This is a genomic window from Bacillus sp. FSL K6-1000 (assembly GCF_038630785.1).
Lineage (GTDB): Bacteria > Bacillota > Bacilli > Bacillales > Bacillaceae > Bacillus > Bacillus safensis.
Genome location: NZ_CP152042.1, coordinates 2881335 through 2904293 on the forward strand (window position 1 = coordinate 2881335; position 22959 = coordinate 2904293).

The window sequence follows — 22959 nt, forward strand, 5'->3', positions numbered from 1 at the left end:
ACACGTTTACAGCACACTTTCTGACTTGGCAATTAACACCGCTTCTGTACGAGATCCAACATTCAGCTTATTAAAGATGGATGTCAAACTGTACTCAATTGACCGTTTGCTCAAATGAAGCACATCGGCAATCTCCTGGTTCGTGTATCCTTTTTCCACTTCTCTAAGGATCAAACACTCCCGTTCGGTTAAGAGATCGTGATCAGTCTGCTGCGCCTGTTCTGGTTTTTCTTGCTGCTGTGAAATTAATTTCTTTAAATAGGACAGCTGAATGACAACTTCCCCTTGCAATGTCCGGTGTATGTATTCAATAATTTTGTCTTTCGTCTCTGTTTTGCTGATTGCACCGTGTAATCCAGCCCGAATAGCCTCTTCAAAATAATCATCTACTTCATACCCTGTATAAATGATAATTTTCACTTGATGGTTGGTTTCTAAAATTTGTTTCGCAATGTCCATTCCATTGATATCCCCGAGATTTAAATCCATTAAAATCACATCATAGATGGAAAAGTCATGCGTCTTTAAAAAGGCGGCTTCTGCATCAGGACTTAAACAATCGACTGATAGCTGCTGGTCTGATTCTAATATGCTTTTTGTCCCTTCCATGACAGCCGGATGATCATCAATGACCAATATCTTCTTCATGTCTTCCTCCCTTTAAATCACTCACTTCCATTTTATATAAAAGACTTGGCTGATGCCAAGTCTTAATCCTTAATAAATCGTTACAATTCCATTTCAATTTTCACCTTGAGCCCTTTTTCCGGGGCTGTGTGAATTTGAAGCTTTCCATTTAACGCTTTGACTCGTTCTCTAATACCCGATAGCCCCATGCTCATTGTATGCTGATCAAGATGACTGGCATCAAAACCGACTCCATCATCCTCATAGTGAAGAACAACCTGATCTTTAATACAAATTAGCATCACTAACACTTGAGTGGCCTTAGAGTGCTTCAGGGCATTAGATAACAGTTCCTGAACAATGCGGTAAATATTCAGCTGTGAATCAATATCAATGTCCAATTCTTTATCAAAGCGTGTCGTATTCAGCCTAATATGAAACGGTGCTTCCTCCTGAATTTGAGAAGTTAGCTTCGATATCGCCTTTACTAAACCTAAATCATACAGCAGCTGAGGCCGAAGCTCATGACATGTTTCTCTCGTCGTTTGAATCACTTTAGACATTTGATCGTTCCATGAGATAAGCGAATTTTCAATAGATGTCGGGCATTGATTGCTTTGGAAATTCGTTAAAAACATCTCTGACTGTCTTTTTAGTGATATCAAGTCCTGCAGCACGGAATCATGAAGATCCCTTGCTAAATCTGAGCGCTGCTTTTCTTCCATGGCAAACATGATTTTCTTTAGCCAGGCAGGATTGGCCTCGCGCTGTTTCAAATCGTCAAGATGCTCCATCAATTCTTCAATCTTGACGACATTTTCTAAACTGACACTTGTATAAAAGGCCAATGTTTTCAGCCAAGAAATTTCATCACGCGTTAATTTCGGTGTCTGTATATTGGATAAGCAGCAAATGATAAACGAGTGACCGCCCCGCTCGCCAATTTTCATCATAAACCCTTTATCAAGCTCGATGATTTTCCCAACTTCACCTAAAATATCTTGAAATTGATCCACGTATTCTTTCCATAGCTTACTATCATTTGTTGATTCATCAATTTCAATAATTTGTCCGTCAGCCTTTACCTCAAGCACAAAGGCTTTATTCACAACAAGCACTTCTAAAATGGTGTATTTCAAATGATACAGCACTTGATGAAGTGAGGACGCCTCACGAATAAGCTGCGTAAATTTAAACACGCTGTCCTGGTAATTATGCTTTTCTGAAAAACGCTTCAGACGGAAGCGGAAATCTAGAATTTCTTTGAAATAGAAAACAGCCAGCATGAGTGTATAGGTAATTATTGCGAGCTTCAGTGTGTACTTCAAATCTTCTGGTTTTTGCAGAATATAAAACGTGACAACAACAAAAATGGTCGGTGTAATGGCAAGAAATCCATAGTATTTCAGTCTACTAATCAAAAAATCCATATTGTAAAGTTTGTTCGTCATGAATTGATACACGAGTGAAAAAGGAATGAGCAAGACAAAAGAAGTTAAGAAAAAGGGATCTACGACATAAATACGAAACAAAACATATGGAATTGCAAATAAAAAGATAAATGGACAAAATGCTATGATATTTATCATGACAAAAAACTTTAAAACAGACCCCTGCTCTGTCTCTTTATATTTCCGCATTCCATTGATAATCACTTTGAATGACATGATAATAGAAGCGAAAAAGAATAAAAGATTTAAACTTGGCATGTATCTGGCTATCGCCGAATCAATTGGAACAATTAACTCTATTACTAGATTAATTATAGGAAGGCTATATAAAAAGCGAATCGTTTTTTGAGTCGTTATATGCAGGTCAAACTCTTTGAAATATTGATAAATGAAATGAATATAAAAGATAAATACACTTGATAAACAAAATACGATCACGTAATGGCTAAATCTCTCACCAATACCTGAAGTACCTGCACTAAGATATCCGATACAAATCGTTAATAAAAATAAAACTAATAGAAATGCTGATTTTCGTTGGGCCTCTTTGTTAATTCGAATGATAAAGAAGATACAAAATAAACAAATTGAATACAGGATAAGAGGAATTAAATAGACAAATAAACTTTCTTGACCAATCAATGTCTTATTTTTTAGGGTGATCATTTGGTTGCCTCTTTGAATATCAATTCTTTGCACATTCCTAAGCTCACCATTGATCAAATGATCTTTGTTGTTAGCAGGTTCCCCATTGATTTTAAGTATAATATCTCCTTCTTCTAATCCTGATGTGTAGGCTAAAGAAAGATATTCAACTTTGACAACTTCTGCTTGACCGTTCTTGTTCTCCGCTACACGTGCTCCATTAAAAATATCAAATACATAAATATATGAAACATAGATCACAAATAAAAAAGACAGAAAAACCAAAAAAGCAGATAGTTTCGTATAAGTTATCTTCATGTATAAAACATCCTTAACTGGAGAACTTTTAAATCATTTTTTAAATGAATAGTATCATTTATAGTACCATATATAATCTGCAGACATTTGCCCTTTTTTAATGCCTTGAATAATTACTTTCATGGTTTGCTCATCTGTGTGAATTAAACTTGCATTCCCTAAGTCCAATTCATTCACAACACCAGGATTTTTCACTAAATATGCAATAACATTTTGAATGTTCAACCATTGCCCTCCTTTGTCATAAATGCACATAATTGTTCCTTCTTCTTCCCAGGTAAATCAAGTTGTTCCATTCCTCGCTTCATTTTTAACAGCATAATCTCTCTCATCGATACCATGTACTGAGTCAAACCAGCTTCAAGTAACTTCTGCTTCAGTTGAAACGGCTTTTGCTCAGACTCATCCAGCCGATTAGAAAAGAAGGAAAGAAGCTCTTGACTGGCATCGTTAAAACGTCTTTTTAAATAACTGAATGCCAGCGTTTGTTTTTTTTGAAAATCTCCGTTTGATTTTGAAAATAACGCAAAAAAATCGTTACTGATCTGTTCAGCAACACCATAATATATCGAATAAGATTCCACAGTGGCGTTTATTTTTCCTGTCGCTAAATAAACACCCAGTACGCTAGAAAGAGCTGTTAAAGATCCTGATTTTTTCCTTAAAACCTCTACACACTCTTCTTCTGTTCCATGCAAATGACGCAAATCCTCGTGCTGCCCTTCCATTGACATTTTGATGAAATGGAACAATTTCTCTATTAGTTGAGAATTATTTTCACATATAGATGTGATGAATTGGATACTCACCGTATACAAATACGTAGATGCATTGATGGCCACTCCTTGGTCGACGTTCATCCAAGGATACGAGTCATTGTCCTGATCTTCAATATCATCTAATATATCGGCAGATAAAATGAGAAGTTCAATCCCCGCTGCCAGTTTTGTAATCGCTTGCTTGTCTTGTCCGCCAAATGCCTCATAATGCTGGTAAGCCAGTTGACCAAGAGGAAATTCTTTTTTTCTATCTGTAAATTTCAGAAGCAGCTTTTGTAAATCATTCTGCCTGACTGCATGTTGAATAAAATCAGACATATTCTGCTTGATTTTTGTATTCTCTAGATAGTTTAGCATACTCGATCTTGTACCTCACCCTTTCGTCTTTTATTTTACTAAAAAGACATGAGCAAATGTCCACTGACATCGCTATTTAACAATTATATAATAATATATCCTTTTTTTGTATGTATTTGGATAAAAAAAAGACTTGATGATTATCAAGTCTTTAAGAAATTTTCACATATTCATATTTGTCGTATTGATCAATGCTTTTGTTAATGTTATGAAGAGAAGCCGTTGTTTCTCTGATTTCGTTTTCAAGTTTCCATAATAATTGTTTAAGTTCTTCGATTTCATACTTTTCCATCGATTCCACTCTCCTTTTTTGGAAGATCAATGTATTTGTGTATGGTGATTGGGTCATAAGTATTTGATCTGTTACTAACAGTGTAAATGTAATTGAGTATTTTTTCACCGAAAAGTATGCACAAAACGTGTGCGCGATACCGCAAAATTCAATAGGTCTTTTTTCATCATTTTCTGACTTTTTAAATCATACTTTTATCTCAATTTCAAGGGAATTGCGTCATTTTTGCGACAGGAATAGGCATCATTCGTCACACTTTCCTCCCAACAGAACGTACGATCCCCTCTATATCTTCGGTTTTGCGTGTCATAGGTCAGACGACAGACGCTATTGTGGACACCGCAATTTTTTGGCGACATTCACCGAAATTGACCGCAAAAGTACCTATTTTTATGCTGGAATTACAAAGATAGAAAGATCATTTTGATTCTTTATTCTGATTTTCTACATACATTTAGAACAGATATCCGTCCAATTTCACGCCAATGAGAGAAGAGGTGACCATGTGTTTTACTATGTACCTTATCCTGCTTTGCAGGTTCCCGCAATGAGCAACGCATACCCGCCGCGCACGCCAATGACTTTTCCTCCAGTTGATGCCCACTCATTTCAACGAGCCGCAAAGGAATCAGCCCGTCTCGTTGCTGATGCTTCACTCATCACGCAGCAAATTTCCAGCTCTCTTCCGTTTGCGCAGCGCATCATGGAGGCTGCTGAGCGATCTGATTCGACAAGTGTCATCCGAATGCTGAAGCAAATCGGGGTGAAAAGCGGTATTGATATCCGCTTTAGTCCAGAAGGCATTCGAATCTACTTGTCTCTTGCCTCCAGCAGACTTTTCCTTCTTTTACAGTGGGCATGACAAAGAAAAAGCCGCTCTCACACGAGCGGCTTTTCTTAAGATTCAAACATTTTATGGCACCATTCAATGGCTTCTATATAACAGCCATAGGCTTCCTGTTTCGGGAGATTTCCATCAAACATTTCATCATCCCATTCATTTCGTTCAATACGTTTGGCCACACCTAGCACAAAAGAATAATCATTTTCATAGCCAAGCAGTGCCTCGCCAACTTCATCAGAAAGCGGCAGCTCCTTCACAAGTTCTGTGATATCTGCCCTGACAAGTGTATCAATGAGAGAAAACATGCCTGTCAGCATATAAGAGGCAGGGTGCTCTCGTTCAGTCCGATAAGCAATCAGTTCACACGTTTTGGCACGAATGAATGACATTTTGATAATTTCTTTTTGGCTTGAGTTAGCTTGGACATTCAGTTCTTTAAATGAAAGGATAAAGATCCAGCGCCGAATTTCATTAAATCCAAGCAGGATAATCGCCTGCCGGATACTCTTAATTTGATATAGACGTCTCATGCCGCCTGAATTCAGCATTTTTAATAATTGATATGATAGCGAAAGGTCACTTTCAATAAAATGGGTCACGGTCTGGATATTCGGCTGGTCCTTGCTTAACTCATTTAAAAGCTGATGGTACGCATGGAAGCTGGTCGATAATGCTCGTCCTGATATCACATGCGGCTCACTAAAGAAATACCCTTGAAACAGGTGGAAGCCCGCTTCTAGCGCTTCTTCATATTCTCTTCTCGTTTCTACTTTTTCTGCTAGAAATCGAAGGCGATACTTTTTATACGTATTCAGAATAGCTCTTCGTTCTTGCGTTGTTGTTTTCAGAAAGTCAATTTTTAAAATATCAATGCAATAGAGGAGTTCCTCAAGCAGCTTGTCACTATAATGTGTTCCGTTTAGGAAGAAATCATCGAGTGCAATCGTATATCCCCATTTTTTTAACTGCTTACATCTCATAATAAGTGCCGGGGTAATCGGTACATTTTCTAATATCTCGATCACAAGCTGATGCGGATCAAAATAGGTGAGCAGATCAGATGAAAGCAAGCTTTCGGTGAAATTAATGTAACATCGTTTTCCTTCTGTCAGTGTTTCGATGCCGATATTTAGAAAACTGTTGATAATGAGGTCCGTTGTCGCTTGATCACCGTCTTCAGCGCTATATGTATTGGTTTCACTATCTCTATAAAGCAGCTCATATGATACGACTTGTTCTTTTCTGTTAAAAATAGGCTGTCTCGCAACAAACACCCTCAACTGCTCCAATCCTCCTTTATGCCATGACAAACAAGATGTGCTTTCAGTATACCAAATGATTGCGCTTTTAGTTCATTTTCAATCGGTCAAAATTAAAAAAAGAGACCATCTGGCTTGATGATCTCCCTTTCTTCTAATCATTCGCTTTCATAAAGCTCTTTTTTGATTTTATTTTTCACATCATGGATAAACTGCATTTTATTATCCCAGCATTTTTGACTCAAATCGACTGGATATTCTTCTGGTTTGCTGATTCGTTTGTATTCCTCCCAGAAGAGTCCAAGACTGTCCTGCACGTAGGCTTGAATCGTTTGAATATCTGGATTGTCATAGACAAGTTTACCTTGTTCAAAAATCGGTACGTGAAGATCTTTCGCCACAAAGTTTGTCACGAATTTACTAATAAATGTATGCACGGGATGGAACATTTTTAGTTTATCCTCACTATGAACATCTTCCTCTTCAAGCGCAATGTAGTCACCTTCAGAATGATGGTTCAATTGATTGATAATGCGGTACACCCGTTTACGGCCAGGTGTTGTCACTTTCTCTGGGTTGGATGAAATTTTGATGGTATCATTCATTTTACCGTTTTCTTCAATGGACACCAGCTTATACACTGCACCGAGAGCTGGCTGATCGAATGCTGTGATCAGTTTTGTCCCAACACCCCACACATCAATTTTGGCGCCCTGTGCCTTTAAATTCATAATGGTGTGTTCATCAAGATCGCTTGATGCAATGACTTTTGCATCATGGAATCCTGCTTCATCCAGCATTGTTCTAGCTTTTTTAGACAAGTATGCAAGGTCCCCGCTATCAAGTCTGACACCGATGAAGTTGATTTTGTCTCCAAATTCTTTCGCTACCTTAATCGCATTCGGAATACCTGATCTGACAGTATCATACGTATCGACTAAAAAGACACAGTCTGTATGTGTTTCAGCATATTTTTTAAATGCTGTATATTCATCGCGGTATGCTTGTACAAGTGCGTGAGCATGTGTTCCTGATACAGGGATGTTAAAGCGTTTCCCAGCACGAACATTACTTGTTGCCTGGAAGCCACCGATGAGTGCCGCTCTTGCTCCCCACATCGCCGCATCCATTTCATGTGCCCGTCTTGTTCCGAATTCTAATGCTGTCTCATCTTCAATGATTCCTTTAATCCGAGCCGCTTTTGTTGCAATCAGCGTCTGGAAATTCACGATATTAAGCAATGCTGTTTCGATTAACTGGGCTTCAACAAGCGTTGCCTCGATGCGCATAATCGGTTCATTCGCAAAGACAATTTCCCCTTCTCGCATTGAATGAAGTGTACCTGTAAAGGACAATCCGCTTAAATAGTCAATGAAATCGCTTTTATAACCAAGTTCATCTTTTAAATACGCGAGATCGCTTTCAGTGAAGGAAAAGTCCGATAAATATTCAATCGCTTTCTCTAAGCCAGCAAATACAGCGAAGCCATTGTCAAATGGAAGCTTTCTAAAGAAGAGTTCAAAGACTGCCTTCTTCTCATGTATGCCGTCTCTCCAATACGTTTCTGCCATGTTAATTTGATAAAGATCTGTATGTAGTGATAAACTGTCGTCATTAAACCGATGCTCCAACTTCCATTCTCCTTCCCTTACTTAACCACTTTCGCACCAAGCGACTGCTCAAAGTGAGAAAGTGCCCACTCGTGCCCCGCTTCATTAAAACTCGCCACAGCATTTTGGTGAATCACAAGTTCAAAGCCTTTATTGTACGCATCAACAGCTGTATGAAGTACACAAATATCGGTACATACGCCGGCTAAGTGAAGTTCCGTGATGCCGCGCTCGCGCAGTTTCATTTCTAATTGAGTGCCTGCAAAAGCAGAGTATCTTGTTTTTTCCATATAGTAGACATGTTTTAAATGTTTTGACGTGTGAAATAGTGAACTTAGTTGTCCATAAAGTTCAATACCCTCTGTTCCGCGAATATTATGGGGCGGAAATAACTTTGTCTCTGGATGATAAGGGTCCTCTTCTTCATGATGATCGACAGCAAAGACGACAAAGTGGCCTTCATCAATAAATGAAGAAGTGATCTCTGTGATCTTAGACTCAATCGCCTGTCCAGGCTTTCCGCATGTCAGTTTTCCATCGTCTGCAACAAAATCAACTGTATAATCAATACAAATCAACGCTTTGCCCATCCGCATCTCTCCCATATGCTCTTTTGAATCATTATAGCTTATTCATTTCACTAGGGAAACCTATTCAACAAATTCATGAGAAAAAGCTTTTTGAAACAGCTCATCTTTTAGATAGATGTGCTCTTGATTGACCGCACTTGGCATCTCTATGACAAGACCAAATGGAGAGTGCGCTTCATGATGATTCACCACTTTAAACGAACATCCAGCGGCATTTGCCATTTTGACATATTGAGAATAGGAGGCATAGGACAATTCACCATTTAAAAGAACTGTGGCCTGGCGATTGGTCTTCAATATTTGTTCGACCTCATGATACGGTTTATTTCTTGATACCTGTCCCTTTGTCAGGGCGAGAAGCGCTCGTTCCCTTAATGAACCAAGAAACATCCTTCGTTCATCGGGTTTTGTTTCAGCATGTCCAAATATCCCCTGCTGCAAATAAAAGTCTACGGATTCTTCTTTCATCGCTGTTTTCACTCCTGGTTTCTAAATTTACATTTCTGTGACCCAGTGCACAATCTTGAGTGCGAGGTCACGGGCTTCGTCTGTTTCTACTCTTTCCATTAAAGATTGTTCAAGCGTATGGATGAGCTGCTCTTTTTCGTCCTCATACGCAATGGAAATACTCCATTCAATGTCAGGTACGGCTACAAGCGTTTTATATTCTTTTTTATTTTCATGTAAATATACATTGTAGGTCTTTGGTTGTCCGCTTGTGATGTGTGCTTTTCTAATTTTCATTTGACTCTGTTCACACCTCTTTTTTTTCTTACATCCATATCCATTGTACCATAAAAAAAGACAGCTTCTGAAAAGGAATTCCCTTTCAAAGCTGGCTACGCATTAAAGCTTTTTTGCTGGCTGATCAGGTCTATATCCCACACAAACGTAACGTTTGGACTGTTAAAAAATTGGACAAAGTCCCCTGCATTATAGGTACCTGAACCACCGGCGGAGTGATCGACACTTTTTGGCGAAATGGCAAAAACATCACCGAAATGTGCAGAACCATTTCCAATCACACGGTCAATATGAATAGGTCCAACAATCGCTGGCATCTTTCCACCACCTTTTCTCCCGACATCATATGCCCAGCTCAAAAATACGTGTATGAAAAATAAAAAAGACAGCTGATCTGTGATCATCAGCTGTCTTTCTATGCGTTAAATGATTGAGGCTGGCCAAACAATGTAAAGTCCCAAAGCATCGTCGCATTCGGATCACTTGTAAGTGACATATAATCGCCTGAATTAAAGGCTCCCGCACCGCCAGTAGAGTGGTCTACAGCCAAAGGGGCAATGGCCAGGACATCACCGAAAGTAGCTGCACCGTTTCCTCCTAACGACTCGATATGAATAGGTCCAACGATTGCAGGCATCAGAATCTCCCCCTATCTGCTTATCTCAATCATCTTATGCAAAAAGGGAAAAGTTGTGCATCTGCCCTAGACGTTTAAATGCTGTTCTTTGCGAGATCGCTGACGCAGTTGAACCAATCTGACAATATTCAAGGTGATGGCTTTAAGCAGTGCATAGACAGGGACCGCAAAGATCATACCAAGAATTCCGCCAAAGCTTCCTGCCCCAATTAATAGCAGGATAATGGTCAAAGGATGTGTGTTGAGGCGTTTCCCAATAATCAATGGAGAAATGACATTTCCATCAACTTGCTGAACGACAAGAATCACAATCACTGTCACCACAGCTTTTCCAGGCGAATCAAGAAACGCAATAAGCACAGCTGGTGCCGCGCCAAGATATGGCCCAAGGTAAGGAATCACATTCGTGACCGCAATGATAATACCGAGAATGAGCGCATATTTCACACCAATTAATAAGTACCCGATAAAACAAGCCACTCCAACAAATAAACAGACAACAATCTGCCCTTGTATGTAAGCCGCAAGCGTATCGTTTAATTCTTTAAAGATTTTCAATCCTTCTTTACGGTAAGGCATTGGCAAAAATTGAACGAGCTTGTCCGGAAACTTATGTCCGTCTTTCAACATATAAAACAAAATGAACGGAACTGTGATCACAGCTAAAGCAATATTGGCAATCACGCCAAATACAGCAGACATACTTGAAGCAATATTTTCCGGCAAATCTTTTAATGTCGAAACAATTGTCTGTTCAAACTTCGAGACGGAGACATAATCTTGGTTCATCATCCAAGTAAACGTTTTAGAATGCGAGAAGTCGTTCATAAATTTCTGCATATCCGTCACATAACCAGGGAAGCTTTTGACAAGTCCACCTACCTGCGTGACAATAATCGGTCCCGCAGCATTCACAATGAACGTGATGAGTCCGATGAACAAAAGATAAATGATCAGGATAGCCAGTGTCCTAGGAATTTTCTTGGACAAAAATCGAACAATTGGATTAAAGATGAAAAAGAGAATTCCAGCCAGCAAGATGGGAACAAACAAGGTTGAAGCAAATAAAATAATCGGCTGAAATAAAAACGAAACCTTTGTTGATACATAAACGATGAGTAAAACAAGTAATATTTGGAATGTCCAGAAATGAACTTTAGATTTTAACAAAGATGCTCCTCCTGTTACGTATTGATCTTATTAAAAAACTACTATTCAACCCACCTTCTGTCAACTGCTTCTTGTTTTAGAACCTTATTTTTTGTAAAAAAAAGAACAATTGGTATATCATGCACTTTTTCCAGATATACATTCTGTAAGCATGAAAAAAGCAGACACCTTTGCGTCTGCTTGTTACACTCTTTCACTGTGATCAGGCATCACCGATACAATTTGCTGGATCCGCACATAAAAAACTGATTTTGTCCCCGCCTCAATGACAATATGATCCGGCATGACTTCTTTCAATTTTCCACGCACCGTATCTTTCACTGTTTGAACAATTAATCTCATACCGATTACTTTCTGCAATGTTTGATAAACATATGGATCAACTAATGAAACAAGCTGTGGACTTCCTTGTTGTGCCATCCTACCTGCCCCTTTACTTGTGTATTTACCCACAGCGTATGCAATGACCCATGTGAATGTCACTCAGGGCAAACCCACAACATAAATACCATATTTTAACATTTTATGTTATTTTACATTTTTCGGAAGTATAATAGATTGGTGCTGCCAACAACTTAAATCATTTGAAGAGGTGAATGATCTTGAAAAAACTCATCTGTCTCGCTGCTGTCATGCTCTTTTTTTCCTTTGCAAGTTATGCGTATGCAGGATCAATTGGAGATGAACCTGGGACACCGGGGAAGTGGTTTAAAGGAGAAGCGCCAGTTCAAAAAGACGAGTCAAAACCGCCACTTGTTTTTGTTCACGGCATTAACAGCTCCTCCTCCACATGGTTCGACCGAAACGACATGGCAAAGCAAGCTGTTCTGAACGGATACGAAAGCGCATTCATAGATTTGTATCCAGATCAGGATACGAAAAAGAATGGCAAACTATTAGCAGAAAAGCTAAAAGAAATCTATGATGTGTTCGGTCGAAAACTCATTGTGATTGGTCATAGTAAAGGCGGGGTGGATACACAGTCCGCACTCGTGTATCACAATGCCCATCCATATGTAGAGAAGGTCATCACACTTGGCTCCCCTCATTACGGGACGCCGCTTGCAGATTTAGCGTATAGCAAGGGCGGAAGCTGGCTCGCGGAAATTCTTGGACAAAAAAGCGATGCGCTCTATTCTTTGCAAACGGGGCTCATGGCGGCTTTTCGAAGTGAAACCGACAAGCTGGAGAAGTTTCCTCAAAAATACATCACTTATTCGGGATCGGAATGGGGCACATTTGGCGGGGTGCTGTACTTAGGCGGCATGTATTTAAAGAGCTTTGGTGCAAACGATGGCGCCGTCACGGTAAGCAGCACAAGACTATCATATGCAAACAATATTTTAACAGGGAAATGGGATCACAACTCCATTAAAAACGGCACAAGCATGTTCCCTGTGTTCCAGCATCAGCTGCTGGCAAATGCCGCAAGCACTGGAAGTGAAAATATAGAGAGCCCGAACTCTACTGAGCTGAATACAGATGTTTATGTGAAAGGCGGAGAAAGTGAAAAGGATAAAACAGAAGCGTTCTATGTAGAGGAAGGAACGAATGGCTTATCGATTCAGTGGTTAAATGAAAGGCAGGAGGCGCGGCCGGAAATCATCGCCCCAAATGGAGACGTCTTAACAAATCTGAAGACATCGGAAGCATCTTTCCCATATGAAGGCGCATTTTCGCACCATGTGCAAATCAATAAACCCGTTCCTGGAAAATGGACAATTCGATCAAATTCAGAAAAAATGACTCCTTATTTGCTGCTCGTATCCTTTGATTCACCATTAAATGAAGAAATCAAAGCAGAAGCAGCGAAATCAGGGGATGATGCATCAACCCATTCAAGCGGTCTGATTAAACGATTAAGCAAGAAAGTAGAAACCTTTTACTTTAAGGATGCCCAAAAAGATCATCCTCTCAAAACAACTGCTTCATCAGCTGTTCAATTGAAAAAAGAAGGTGCTTATTCTGTCACGGTTCATTACACTGGACTCACTGCATCAGGTACATCAGCATTTAACCGTACCGTTATTCGCACATTGTATGTCGATCAGCATGGAAATATTCATGGTGACATTCCATACTAAACAGAGCGTTTCATGGGCTGAAGTGCCTGTTGCACTTTCTGATCCAATTCCGTGATTTTTTTCATTGCAAGTGATTCGTCTATTTGTCTGTAATGGTGATGCCCGCCAGGCTCTTCATCCATTTCATCTGCTTTCTTAACGATTTGCTGGAGTGTGTCCTTATGAAGGTCGCCCTCTGGCAAATATGAATCCGTATGAAGCAGAATTGCAAGCGCAATATCTTTGGCTGCCTTTGGTTCCTCACCGAGGCGTATGAGCAGTTTGTGAGCACGCTCTGCACCTTTAATGGCATGAATATCATTCCGTCTATATGTCTCGTAATCCCATTCTCCGCCAGCTGTATACCATTCATAGTGGCCGATGTCATGCAAGAGGGCTGCTTTCACAGCGAGATCTGGATTAATCCCAGCCTGCACCGCCAGTTTGAATGCGTGATAAGCACAAGCAATCGCATGGGCTTTACCTGAACGATTTAAATATTTTTGAGCGACTGGATGGGTGTAAACATCCATTAATGTAACCTTTCTCATGGAAACCCCTCCTTATCTATATTTTTAGCATCCTAACATATTCTGAAAAGAAACTCAAATGTTCTGTTATATTTTCTATGAGTCTCAAAAATAGCTTATGTCAAATGAGCTGTTTTTGCTTGTACAATACGAAAAAAGCAGTCGTTATGACTGCTTTTTTCTTCTTTTCAGCGTGATATGAAAACCCTTGAAGTCTAGGAAGGCCGAGTACTGGCGCGGAGCGAATTTGACATTCGTGAGCACCAGCACGCAGGCCTGACACCGAATGCGAGGGTTTGTCTTTACGCTGCAGCAGTCGTTATGACTGTTTTTTCACATACTCACGTGCATCGTAGACACATCCGCCAGCTGGATCATCTCCTAAAAGATCGAGCAAAATCCCTGCGACTTCATCTGGACTCTTCAGTGTGCCTGTTTCATATAATTGCTGAAAACGGTCTATTTGTTCAAAGTCTTGTTTTGATGACTTCCGAATTTCCCCCTGCATATCTGTATCGATCGTGCCGGGTGAAAAGGAAAACGTGTTGATCGGATGCGCCTCGTCCTGCTGTTCCTCATGAAAAGTCCTCATAAACATATCGAGTCCTGCTTTTGAACTGCAATACGCACTCCAGCCTTTGTATGGGTTTTTCGCCGCTCCAGAAGAGAGATGAACGATCGTTTTCTTCCCGATAAAAGATTGAGTCTGTTTGGCAAACACATGGCTCAGCAAAACAGGAATGACAAGATTCAACTTGTAATGCTGATGAAGCGTATCCTGTCCGCCTTGTCCAACGCGTTTGATAGGTGTAACCATTCCTGCGTTATTGACGAATAAGATGTCATCAGCATCTGCCAGAGTTTGCGGCATGAGACTATGTTGAAGCCATTTGGCCGCTGCTTCTTCATCCGTCAGATCGACCTGAGTATGTGTGAGCTTTGGATGGGATATCGGCGATGCACTTCTTGCTGCTGTGTACACATGATCCCCGCGTGAAAGCAGCCTGTTCACAAGTGCTAGGCCAAAACCTTTTGATCCGCCTGTAACGATTGAAATTCGAATGACAATCTCCTCCCTTGATATCACTATTTTACGTAGTGAAACGGTGGGACATCAAGCAATCTGCATAAAGAAAAGCCTGCCTCTTTTAAAAGAGACAGACTATTTCTTTTCAGCCTTCGCATTCACCTTTGGAATCAGGATAATCATCACGACGAGACCAAGGGCTATCAAGAAACCAAAGATAATCGGGAGCAGTGCTGATGTCTGCTTCTCATGTTCATCCTCAGAAGGTGCTGATACAGCCGAATCACTAAAAGAGATATTCATCTCTTTCATCATGTGAGCTGGTGTTTTGGGTGGGTTCTCTTTTAGATCACTGAAAAGCTGCGGAGAAAGAGATCCACCCGGGGCTTTAGGCGGTTCAGCAAAATGAATGTCTGTTTTGACCTTTGACGTTGTTTTACTTTGTTCATATTTCGTTTGATCCCTCAATATACTCGAGTTAATATTGAGCTCCTTTTCCTGATATTCATTCGGCTTGACATTCGTATCCGTATCTTCACCAGCAGCAAAAGCGGCAGGGATGAGGAGAAAAAGGGAAACGGCAGCGAGTGCCGCCCCTTTCACGAATAGATTAAGCTTCATGAGTCACATCACGTTCCTCTGTTTTATCTTTCCATAGCTTTTTCACAAGCGGTACGACCATGAAAAGGACAGTTAAAATCACTAACCCTGTGACGCCCATTCCAAAGGTGTCTCCATTTCCATATTGGATCGACAGGTACACGTCTGTCACTGGATTGGTAAAGTGGAAATTCGGCATCACCAAATCAATTAATGGTGCGACAAAGAAGAAAATAAGCGCCGTTGCTGCCATCCATCCGGCAATGGAACCGAAAAGGAAGGCCGTGCGAATAAAGGCAGAGCACGCCACTAATAACAAAATGGTGAAGATCGACCATTGAATGGCTTGATCATCTGCAAGCTTGTAAATGTTCAGTCCAAACAAGCTGATCATGAGTCCGACTAATAGATTTAAGATGCCAAACAGTGCACCTTTGACCAGCATCGGAGCTGACGCATAATACGAGCTGAAAAAGCCAATTAACAAACTGCTGATCATCACAATGACCAAAATGACGACCGGCGGTACAGTCTGCGTTTTTTCTTCCGGCACATCGCCGCTGATTTTCAGCGGATTGGCTAAATGGTTATACACATAGTTGCTGTTGCCTTGATCACTTAATGTATTTCCTAAAATACCTTTTAAATCTTGCTGAACAAGTTTTGTAGAGTCGACATTCTTGCTCCAGTTTTCATTCAGCGTATCTGCTTTTTCTTGTACTGTTGTGACACTCTCTTCAATGTTATTCGTATAATCCGCCACCCCTTTTTGGCGGTCGGTTAACGAACTCATATTTTCAGAAAGACGAAGCACTTCCTGACCAATTGAATCCTGTGCACTGACAACAATTGAACTGCCTGCAAGGTCTGCTGTATATACCGCATCTCCTTGATCAGCCATTTGCTCAGCTACATTGTCCGCACTTTCAGAAATTGTCTGTAATTCCTGTTCCATGTTTGCCTGCTGAGTCGTGATGTACTCAGCATAACCATCTGAAAACTTCTGCATCTCATCAATAAAAGTAGACACATCATCGTTTGATGTCAACATCTGGTTTTTGAGCTTATCCCAGTTTTCTGTTTCTTCTTTTTTGATGGAGAGGATGGATTGGATTTTCTCTTCTTTTCCGTCTAGTAGAGAAGAGTTATTAGATAGTTGATATACATTATCAATCATCAGCTCTATCTGGGATAGTTGATTGGAATACTCCATTAATTTTTTAGTGTCTGTTGATTTTGTATCAAACTTTTTCTCAAAAAGGTTATCATCATCAAAGGCAGCACCAATTGGTGAGTTTTTGAGCTTCAGTTCTTTCACTTTGCTTAAAATAGAGGATTCCTGATTTTTGATTTCATTCGGAATGACATTATATCGATCTTGTAACAATAGGAACTTCTTTTCAAGTTTATCTATTTTATCAGAAAGGTCTTTAAGCTCTTCATTTATTTGACTCACTTTATCTTTCAATTCGTCATTATGAGCGTTCGCTTTTTCTTGAATCTTCTTTTTCACTTCATCTAGACGAGTTGAGAGTGCTTTTAGGTCATCCTGCGATGAATTCTTGCTGCTAGTATCTGGCTGAGCAGGATTTTCACCGATTTCCCCACCTTTATCACCTTCAATAGCAGGCGGCGTCTCCTGATCTGCTAATTGATCTGCAAGATCGTTCATTTCTGTTGAAATTTGCGAGAGCTCATTTGTTTCTTCATCTAAGTTAATCCCAATCTCTTCTGGGTTTTCGTTATCTCGATCTGATGGCCCGTCATCATCAGAGTCAACTGGCGATTCAGGCTCATCCATTAACTCTTGCCTTTTTGCCTTTAGCTTTGTCTGCAAGACTGATATCTTATTTCGATAATCTTCCAAATAGAGCTTTTCATATTTTTTAATCAGTTCCTTTTGAGACTCCTGAACAAGTTCCGTTAATCCCGTTGATTGCTTAGGAATAGCCTCTTCTCTCGACTTTTGAACAGATTGGATAGCGCTGTCAGTTGTTTTCAGCTGACTTTGTACCCCGTTGATGTCTGTTTTGAGTCCGCCCATTTGATCACTAAAGCTGCGGGCATTTTGGTTTTGAATGTCAGCGAGCTGCTTAAGCCCTTGCTGGATTTGCTTTTGGTTTGTTGATTGCGCTTTGATCAAGAGATCCTTTTGTTTGTCTTGATACTGCTGGTATTGATCGACTACTTTCACAAAGTCCTTTAACTGGTTCTTTGCTTCTTCTGTTGTACTCAAGCCGTCTTTATATTGTTTCTGTGAATCGGCCATTGCATTCTTTAATTCTTCTATTTGTTTCTTCTGCTGCTGTACGGCATCTGATAGTTTGTTCGAGTTCGGTTTATAGAAGTTGTACATCGTGTTTTGGAATTCGACTTCTTTGCCGACAATATGCTCAAACTCTTCTCTCACATTGCCAATTTCCTGAGATACAAAACTCCAGTATAACGTCGACATCTGTTCATTCATTTTCTTTTGTGCATTTTCCAGCTCTCTTTGCACTTTCTCTTTATTGACAGCATTGAGCTGATCTTGAATCGAAAATTGAATGGACGCCTTTTCCGGATGGTCTTTATCATAGCTCAGCACATTTTTAGAGAAGTCCGACGGAATATAGAGGACAGCGTCATACTTTCTGTTTTTCAGTCCATTTTCCGCCGCACTGCGATTCACTACAGTCCATGTATAATCAGGACGCTCTGACAATGCTGCCACAACATCCTGTCCGAAACGAGCCGTGTTTTCACTTTCACTCGCCCCCATATCCTCATTGACCACCGCAATATTTCGTGTGGCATTCTTCTTCTGCTTTGCCGGATCATCTCCAATCAGGTGGAAAAATAAAACCGGCAGCACAAGAATTAATATCATGGTGGATATGATTTTGATGGAGCTTTTTTGCTGCTCTGTCATTGAACACTCTTCCTTTCTACCGCACATAAAGGAACCTGGATTTTCTTCTCTTTCCCGTTTTCAACCAAATAGCCGAAGCCTGGCTGAATGTCTGGTTCTTGTCTTGCATACGGAAGCGGTATGATGTTTTGCTCTGATTTTTTCATGAGTAACATGGCATGACGAACTTGTTTGATTTCGTTTGTGAGTGCATCATAACCCTTACTGAACTCGGTATGATTCCCTGATGCAATCAGGCTGAAGCCTAAGTGCGCATATGACTTCATGAAATCAGCCAATTGATCTTGAAGACGCGGATCGATCGTCTGCTGAAAACGCGTAATGCCATCAATCACAAGCACAATTTGAGGAAATGACAGCTGATCGGTCTCCCCTCGGCGTACAGCTTCGACATACATCTCTTCCCGCACCTTGAATAAGCGGTCCATTTCTTCTGCCCATTCCGTGATATCATCCTTTGTTTCAAGGTAATCAATGTTCTCTTCTTTTGCATAATGGGATAGACCTCGATCAATCGAATCAAAGACTGCTAGTTTTTCAGGCTTTGCCACTAAAAGCTGATCAAGCATTAGTTTTGTCACATTTGTTTTCCCTCGCTGCGTTTGACCGATGATGAGGCAATGTTTATTCTTTTTCAAGTCAAAATAAACAGGTGCCACAGATTCCTCATCTAATCCGACTGGAATATCATAAGGCGGTTTTTGTTCATCTAAACGACTCTCAAGCTCCCAAACTGTCAGCTTATCAGGAAGCATTGGCACAGGCTTTGGTTTTTCGGCTGCTTCAAAGCGGTCATGAAGAAGCTGTATCTCTTGTTTCAGATGCTCAAACAATTCGAGATCGTTCTCTCCTTCCACTGGCAGAAACATTTGCGCAAAATAAAGCTCTTCTTTGTTGATAATCACTCGTCCTGGGATCGGCTCTAAACTGAATTTCGGTCTGCCAATAATTGAGTACGCCTCTCCTTGATCCATTAAGTAATGGACAATCTTAGTTTTCAAATTGTTCATCAACGATTGACGCACTGCATTTACCCGAGTAGCTGTAATCAAGAAATAAATACCTAGTGATTGTCCGTCACGGCTCAGTTGAATAAATTCAGATTCGAGATCATGCATTTCGTCTTTGACAATGTCAAAGTTATCAATCACGATAAAAATGAACGGAAGCTTTTTCTCATTTAAGGCATTGTACATTTTGATATGACTCATTTCTTGCTGTCTGAATAACCGCTTGCGATATTCAACCTCTTCCCGCAGACGCTTCATTGATTTTTGAATCTTTCTCATCTGATCCATTAAGAAATAATCCGCCGTATGCGGCAGTTTGGCTAACGGAAGCAATGTTCCGTTTCCGAAATCATAAATATATGCGTGCCATTCTTCAGGTGAATACCTCTCCGCAAAGCTCATCAATAGTGTTGTAGCAGCAAGTGATTTGCCGTAGCCGGAGGAACCAAAGATGCCAATGTTCCCATCTTCCATCATTTGATAAGAAAGTGGATGCTGGCTTTGCTGATCTGGTTCATCGACAAGCGCAAAATGGAAGACATGCTCTTCACTCGACGCATAACGTGTTTTTGGAATCCGCTCTTCAAGCGGTGGAAGCCATGGACTTGGCAGCTTCTCAATTCCAAGCTCTTGCTGCATACGTTCAATTTCATCCACAACAGCAGAAATCTCCGTCACTGTCTCTTTTTTCACTGCTGGCTCTGTGCTTACTCCTGATAACGGAATAAGACCAGTATCAGTCACAATGGCAATGTCATCTTCTGAGCCGTAGCCATCTTCCATATATGGTGCACCGCTCCAAGCCGATTGGAACAATTCATAAATTTCATTGTTGCCCACTTGTAAATAACCGCGGCCTGTAACGGTAATAGACGCTGCATCACTATTTTTCAAAATTTCCTTACTGTCTGACGCATCTTGCACTTTGAGTGCGACCTTAAAGCGAGAGTTACTCCAAATCTGGTCATCAATGACCCCGCCTGGCTTTTGGGTAGCTAAGATCAGATGGACCCCGAGGCTTCGGCCGATACGTGCAGCACTGACAAGCTCCCTAATAAAGTCTGGCTCTTCACTTTTTAATTCAGCAAACTCATCAGAGATTAAGAACAAGTGAGGCATTGCCTGCTCAGCCTTTTTCTCCTTGTAGAGCTTCGTATAATCATTGATGTGATTCACATGATACTGATCAAACAGCCGCTGTCTTTTCTTCAATTCACTTTTAATTGAGGCAAGCGCTCTTTCACTAAAGTTCTTGCTGCCTTCAATATTGGTGATCGTTCCAAGTAAATGAGGAATATTTCGGAACGGCTGCGCCATTCCGCCTCCTTTGTAGTCAATCAACAGGAAAGCAACTTCGTGCGGATGAAAATGTACAGCGAGCGATAAAATATACGTCTGTAAAAATTCACTTTTCCCTGACCCCGTAGTTCCCGCCAACAGTCCGTGCGGGCCATGTGCTTTTTCATGCAAGTTCAGATCGACAATGTCGTTTTTCCCTTTATAACCGATCGGCACTGATAATGATTTGGCCGTTTCTGAAGTCAGCCATTTTTCACGAATGCCAATGTCATCTACCTGTTTGGCATGGAAAAGATCAAGGAATGAGACCGTCTCAGGAATCGAATTAGTCATACCGACTTGATGATCTAATGTTCTCAGGGTTCTGGCAAACAGTTCATTGTCCCCGCGCTGATGTGTATCAAGCTGAAACGGAATTCGTACTGCCTTCTTGTGCTGAATGAGAATATCTCCTTCTTCTTCGTTAATATAACGGACAAGCGTCGAAATATTTTCAGCTAAGCTTTCCTTTGTTTCTGCTGCAAAGATGATGGAAATACCAAGATCTGTTCGGCTGCCTTCTAAGTATTCTAAAATCACATGCTCGGCAATGAGCTCATGATTTGTCACGATGAACACAAAATGAGGCGTAAAGATTTTCTTCTCTTTTTCTTCTTCTAAATCACGCTCACGTAAAATTTCATAAATCGAGGACAACAGCTGATCACGTGTTTGTTCGTTGTAAATAAACCCTTTGCCATATGTATGAGGCAGCTGGAAGTGCGGAAGCCATTTCATCCATTCCCAGTTCTCATACTCCTGCTCATGAAAGATAAAGACAAATCTCAAATCGTGATAGCTGTGCGAGAAAGCAAGCTGTCCGACAAGCTGATGAAGCTCATTTTTCACAATCGCAGGCTTCCCAATTAATCCTGTTGGACCATCCGCAAGGCCGAATGTAATCGGGACATTCTTCACTTCACGATATACTTTTTGCATGTGCTGCGTTTGTTCCATTAAGTCATCAACATCCCGGTTGGCCATATCGCCGCCGCTCATCGATAATTCATAGCTTGATGGGACTGCGCCCGTTCCAAGACGCAGATGCAAGAAGTCGTCACTTACAAGCGTCTTTTCCCAAATGCGGCCGCTGATTTCTGATGTTAAATACTTCATTTGTTCAAATGACGGATAATGATACGTCAAAATATATTGCTGGCGGTCATATAGCTCCTGCAACTCTTTCCGCTTATTTTCTAAATAAAGAGAATAGACTCGCTGCCGCTTCTCTTCTCGTCTTTTGCGCTGTGATTTTTCTTTAAAGTATTGAACTGACGATGTAATTAACGTCATGATAAACATCGCCATCGACACGACAATAAAGATTCCGCGCGGCTGGATAAGGGCGACAATCCCCATCACAAGGAGCATGACAAGCGGCGGAAGGACAACAAGCCAAAGCCCTCTGCTGTTATTTTCACTCTCCTGCGAAGGAAAGCTAAAGGATACCCGGTCATCTGGTAAATCATAAATCAAACGCGGTGTACGTCTGTATGAAGGGTATTTTTGTTTTGTTTCTGTGCTTGGAGGTCTTGTTTTTTCCAAGCGCGTTTGAAAAGGTTCGTAAGCTGTCACCTGTAATAAATCATCATCTATAAATGTCACCGTCAGAAAGTTCCAGAACAGCTCATCTCCGGCATAAACCTTCTCTGGACCGTGGATTTTTTTTCCGTTCACGTAAATCGTCTCGTCCTGAGGCATGACATACCATGTTCCTTCGATTTTCTCTAAAGTGAACTGGCTGGCATCTTGAAACATGGAATGAGCTTGTTCTTTCCACACATCAATCTCATCTTTCTCTTCACGTGAAAAAGACAGCTCAACTCTATTTCCTAGGTAATAAATATGCTGATCATGATGTGCATCCATTAAAATAAATGTGAGTGAACCAAGCTGATATGGTTCATGTGGAAGTAATTTACCTTTCTTTTCATTCCCCTGATAAATAGTAAAACCATCATTCGGTTCATCAGGGGATAAACGAATTGTCCCTTCATCAAATGAAAGTGAAGGGATTGTCACCGTATGCTCTATTTCAGGTCCAATCAGAGCTTCTCGATTGAACTGCTCATCTAAACGGACGGTTTGATAATCCTCCTCATAAAAAACCCAAAGAAGACTCAAACGCTCCACCTCCTCATCGGACAGCACCAACTG

21 protein-coding genes are annotated in these 22959 nt (G+C 40.7%); 2 read left to right on the forward strand and 19 right to left on the reverse strand.

The features are described from left to right. Positions 1 to 6 precede the first annotated feature (6 nt). From MHI46_RS15085 to degQ, 5 genes are all read right to left on the reverse strand, one after another. Positions 7 to 648: a response regulator transcription factor gene (locus MHI46_RS15085; RefSeq protein ID WP_024423322.1), complete on the reverse strand. Its 642-nt coding sequence runs from the start codon at positions 646 to 648 to the stop codon at positions 7 to 9. 80 nt (positions 649 to 728) lie between these two features. Continuing rightward, positions 729 to 3041: an ATP-binding protein gene (locus tag MHI46_RS15090; protein ID WP_260774696.1), complete on the reverse strand. Its 2313-nt coding sequence runs from the start codon at positions 3039 to 3041 to the stop codon at positions 729 to 731. Positions 3042 to 3095: 54 nt separating this feature from the next. Continuing rightward, complete coding sequence (gene comX, locus MHI46_RS15095) at positions 3096 to 3266, reverse strand: competence pheromone ComX (protein WP_181286101.1); 171 nt, start codon at positions 3264 to 3266, stop codon at positions 3096 to 3098. Further along, the gene (locus tag MHI46_RS15100) at positions 3263 to 4177 is read right to left on the reverse strand and encodes a polyprenyl synthetase family protein (RefSeq protein WP_260774697.1); all 915 of its coding nucleotides are present in this window, start codon (positions 4175 to 4177) and stop codon (positions 3263 to 3265) included. Before MHI46_RS15100 ends, comX begins: the two co-directional genes overlap by 4 nt. 151 nt (positions 4178 to 4328) lie before the next feature. Next, positions 4329 to 4469, reverse strand: a complete 141-nt coding sequence (gene degQ, locus MHI46_RS15105; RefSeq protein WP_003213123.1) for a degradation enzyme regulation protein DegQ — start codon at positions 4467 to 4469, stop codon at positions 4329 to 4331. A gap of 505 nt (positions 4470 to 4974) precedes the next feature. Here degQ and MHI46_RS15110 point away from each other — a divergent pair. Further along, positions 4975 to 5331 (forward strand): hypothetical protein, encoded by a 357-nt coding sequence (locus MHI46_RS15110; RefSeq protein WP_052773115.1) that lies wholly within the window; start codon positions 4975 to 4977, stop codon positions 5329 to 5331. Positions 5332 to 5366: 35 nt separating this feature from the next. Here the strand turns inward: MHI46_RS15110 and MHI46_RS15115 are convergent, their stop codons facing one another. From MHI46_RS15115 to MHI46_RS15155, 9 genes are all read right to left on the reverse strand, one after another. Next, a complete protein-coding gene (locus MHI46_RS15115; protein ID WP_047203313.1) occupies positions 5367 to 6593 on the reverse strand; it encodes an HDOD domain-containing protein in 1227 nt (408 codons plus the stop codon). 137 nt (positions 6594 to 6730) lie between these two features. Continuing rightward, entirely contained in the window at positions 6731 to 8203 is a 1473-nt protein-coding gene (locus tag MHI46_RS15120) for a nicotinate phosphoribosyltransferase (RefSeq protein WP_024423327.1), read from the reverse strand. A 17-nt stretch (positions 8204 to 8220) separates the two neighbouring features. Further along, a complete protein-coding gene (locus MHI46_RS15125; protein WP_024425949.1) occupies positions 8221 to 8772 on the reverse strand; it encodes an isochorismatase family cysteine hydrolase in 552 nt (183 codons plus the stop codon). A gap of 60 nt (positions 8773 to 8832) precedes the next feature. Next, positions 8833 to 9240: a YueI family protein gene (locus tag MHI46_RS15130; RefSeq protein ID WP_251181229.1), complete on the reverse strand. Its 408-nt coding sequence runs from the start codon at positions 9238 to 9240 to the stop codon at positions 8833 to 8835. Between the two features lie 27 nt (positions 9241 to 9267). Beyond that, positions 9268 to 9516: a YueH family protein gene (locus tag MHI46_RS15135; protein WP_024423330.1), complete on the reverse strand. Its 249-nt coding sequence runs from the start codon at positions 9514 to 9516 to the stop codon at positions 9268 to 9270. Between the two features lie 95 nt (positions 9517 to 9611). Continuing rightward, positions 9612 to 9833 carry a spore germination protein gene (locus tag MHI46_RS15140; RefSeq protein ID WP_047203373.1) on the reverse strand — a complete coding sequence of 74 codons (222 nt, stop codon included), beginning with the start codon at positions 9831 to 9833 and terminating at the stop codon, positions 9612 to 9614. A 98-nt stretch (positions 9834 to 9931) separates the two neighbouring features. Continuing rightward, positions 9932 to 10153, reverse strand: a complete 222-nt coding sequence (locus MHI46_RS15145) for a spore germination protein (protein ID WP_003213446.1) — start codon at positions 10151 to 10153, stop codon at positions 9932 to 9934. A 66-nt stretch (positions 10154 to 10219) separates the two neighbouring features. After that, positions 10220 to 11323 (reverse strand): AI-2E family transporter, encoded by a 1104-nt coding sequence (locus MHI46_RS15150; RefSeq protein ID WP_039181146.1) that lies wholly within the window; start codon positions 11321 to 11323, stop codon positions 10220 to 10222. Between the two features lie 183 nt (positions 11324 to 11506). Next, positions 11507 to 11743 carry a YuzF family protein gene (locus MHI46_RS15155; protein ID WP_034282580.1) on the reverse strand — a complete coding sequence of 79 codons (237 nt, stop codon included), beginning with the start codon at positions 11741 to 11743 and terminating at the stop codon, positions 11507 to 11509. Positions 11744 to 11919: 176 nt separating this feature from the next. On the opposite strand from MHI46_RS15155, the gene MHI46_RS15160 reads away from it, so the two are divergent. Continuing rightward, positions 11920 to 13407: an alpha/beta hydrolase gene (locus MHI46_RS15160; protein ID WP_235354773.1), complete on the forward strand. Its 1488-nt coding sequence runs from the start codon at positions 11920 to 11922 to the stop codon at positions 13405 to 13407. Here MHI46_RS15160 and MHI46_RS15165 read toward each other — a convergent pair. The 5 genes from MHI46_RS15165 to essC form a co-directional block, all read right to left on the reverse strand. After that, entirely contained in the window at positions 13404 to 13937 is a 534-nt protein-coding gene (locus MHI46_RS15165; protein ID WP_024423336.1) for an HD domain-containing protein, read from the reverse strand. The two genes, MHI46_RS15160 and MHI46_RS15165, sit on opposite strands and share 4 nt — an antisense overlap. 298 nt (positions 13938 to 14235) lie before the next feature. After that, a complete protein-coding gene (locus MHI46_RS15170; protein WP_342503261.1) occupies positions 14236 to 14979 on the reverse strand; it encodes a (S)-benzoin forming benzil reductase in 744 nt (247 codons plus the stop codon). A gap of 99 nt (positions 14980 to 15078) precedes the next feature. Next, positions 15079 to 15564 carry a type VII secretion protein EssA gene (gene essA / locus MHI46_RS15175; protein ID WP_039181152.1) on the reverse strand — a complete coding sequence of 162 codons (486 nt, stop codon included), beginning with the start codon at positions 15562 to 15564 and terminating at the stop codon, positions 15079 to 15081. Then, on the reverse strand, positions 15554 to 18454 hold the full coding sequence (gene esaA, locus MHI46_RS15180; RefSeq protein WP_342502909.1) for a type VII secretion protein EsaA: 2901 nt from the start codon (positions 18452 to 18454) through the stop codon (positions 15554 to 15556). The genes essA and esaA overlap by 11 nt, the downstream gene beginning before the upstream one ends. Beyond that, positions 18451 to 22926, reverse strand: coding sequence for a type VII secretion protein EssC (essC, locus tag MHI46_RS15185; protein ID WP_342502910.1), 4476 nt, complete (start codon positions 22924 to 22926; stop codon positions 18451 to 18453). The genes esaA and essC overlap by 4 nt, the downstream gene beginning before the upstream one ends. Between the last annotated feature and the right edge of the window lie 33 nt (positions 22927 to 22959).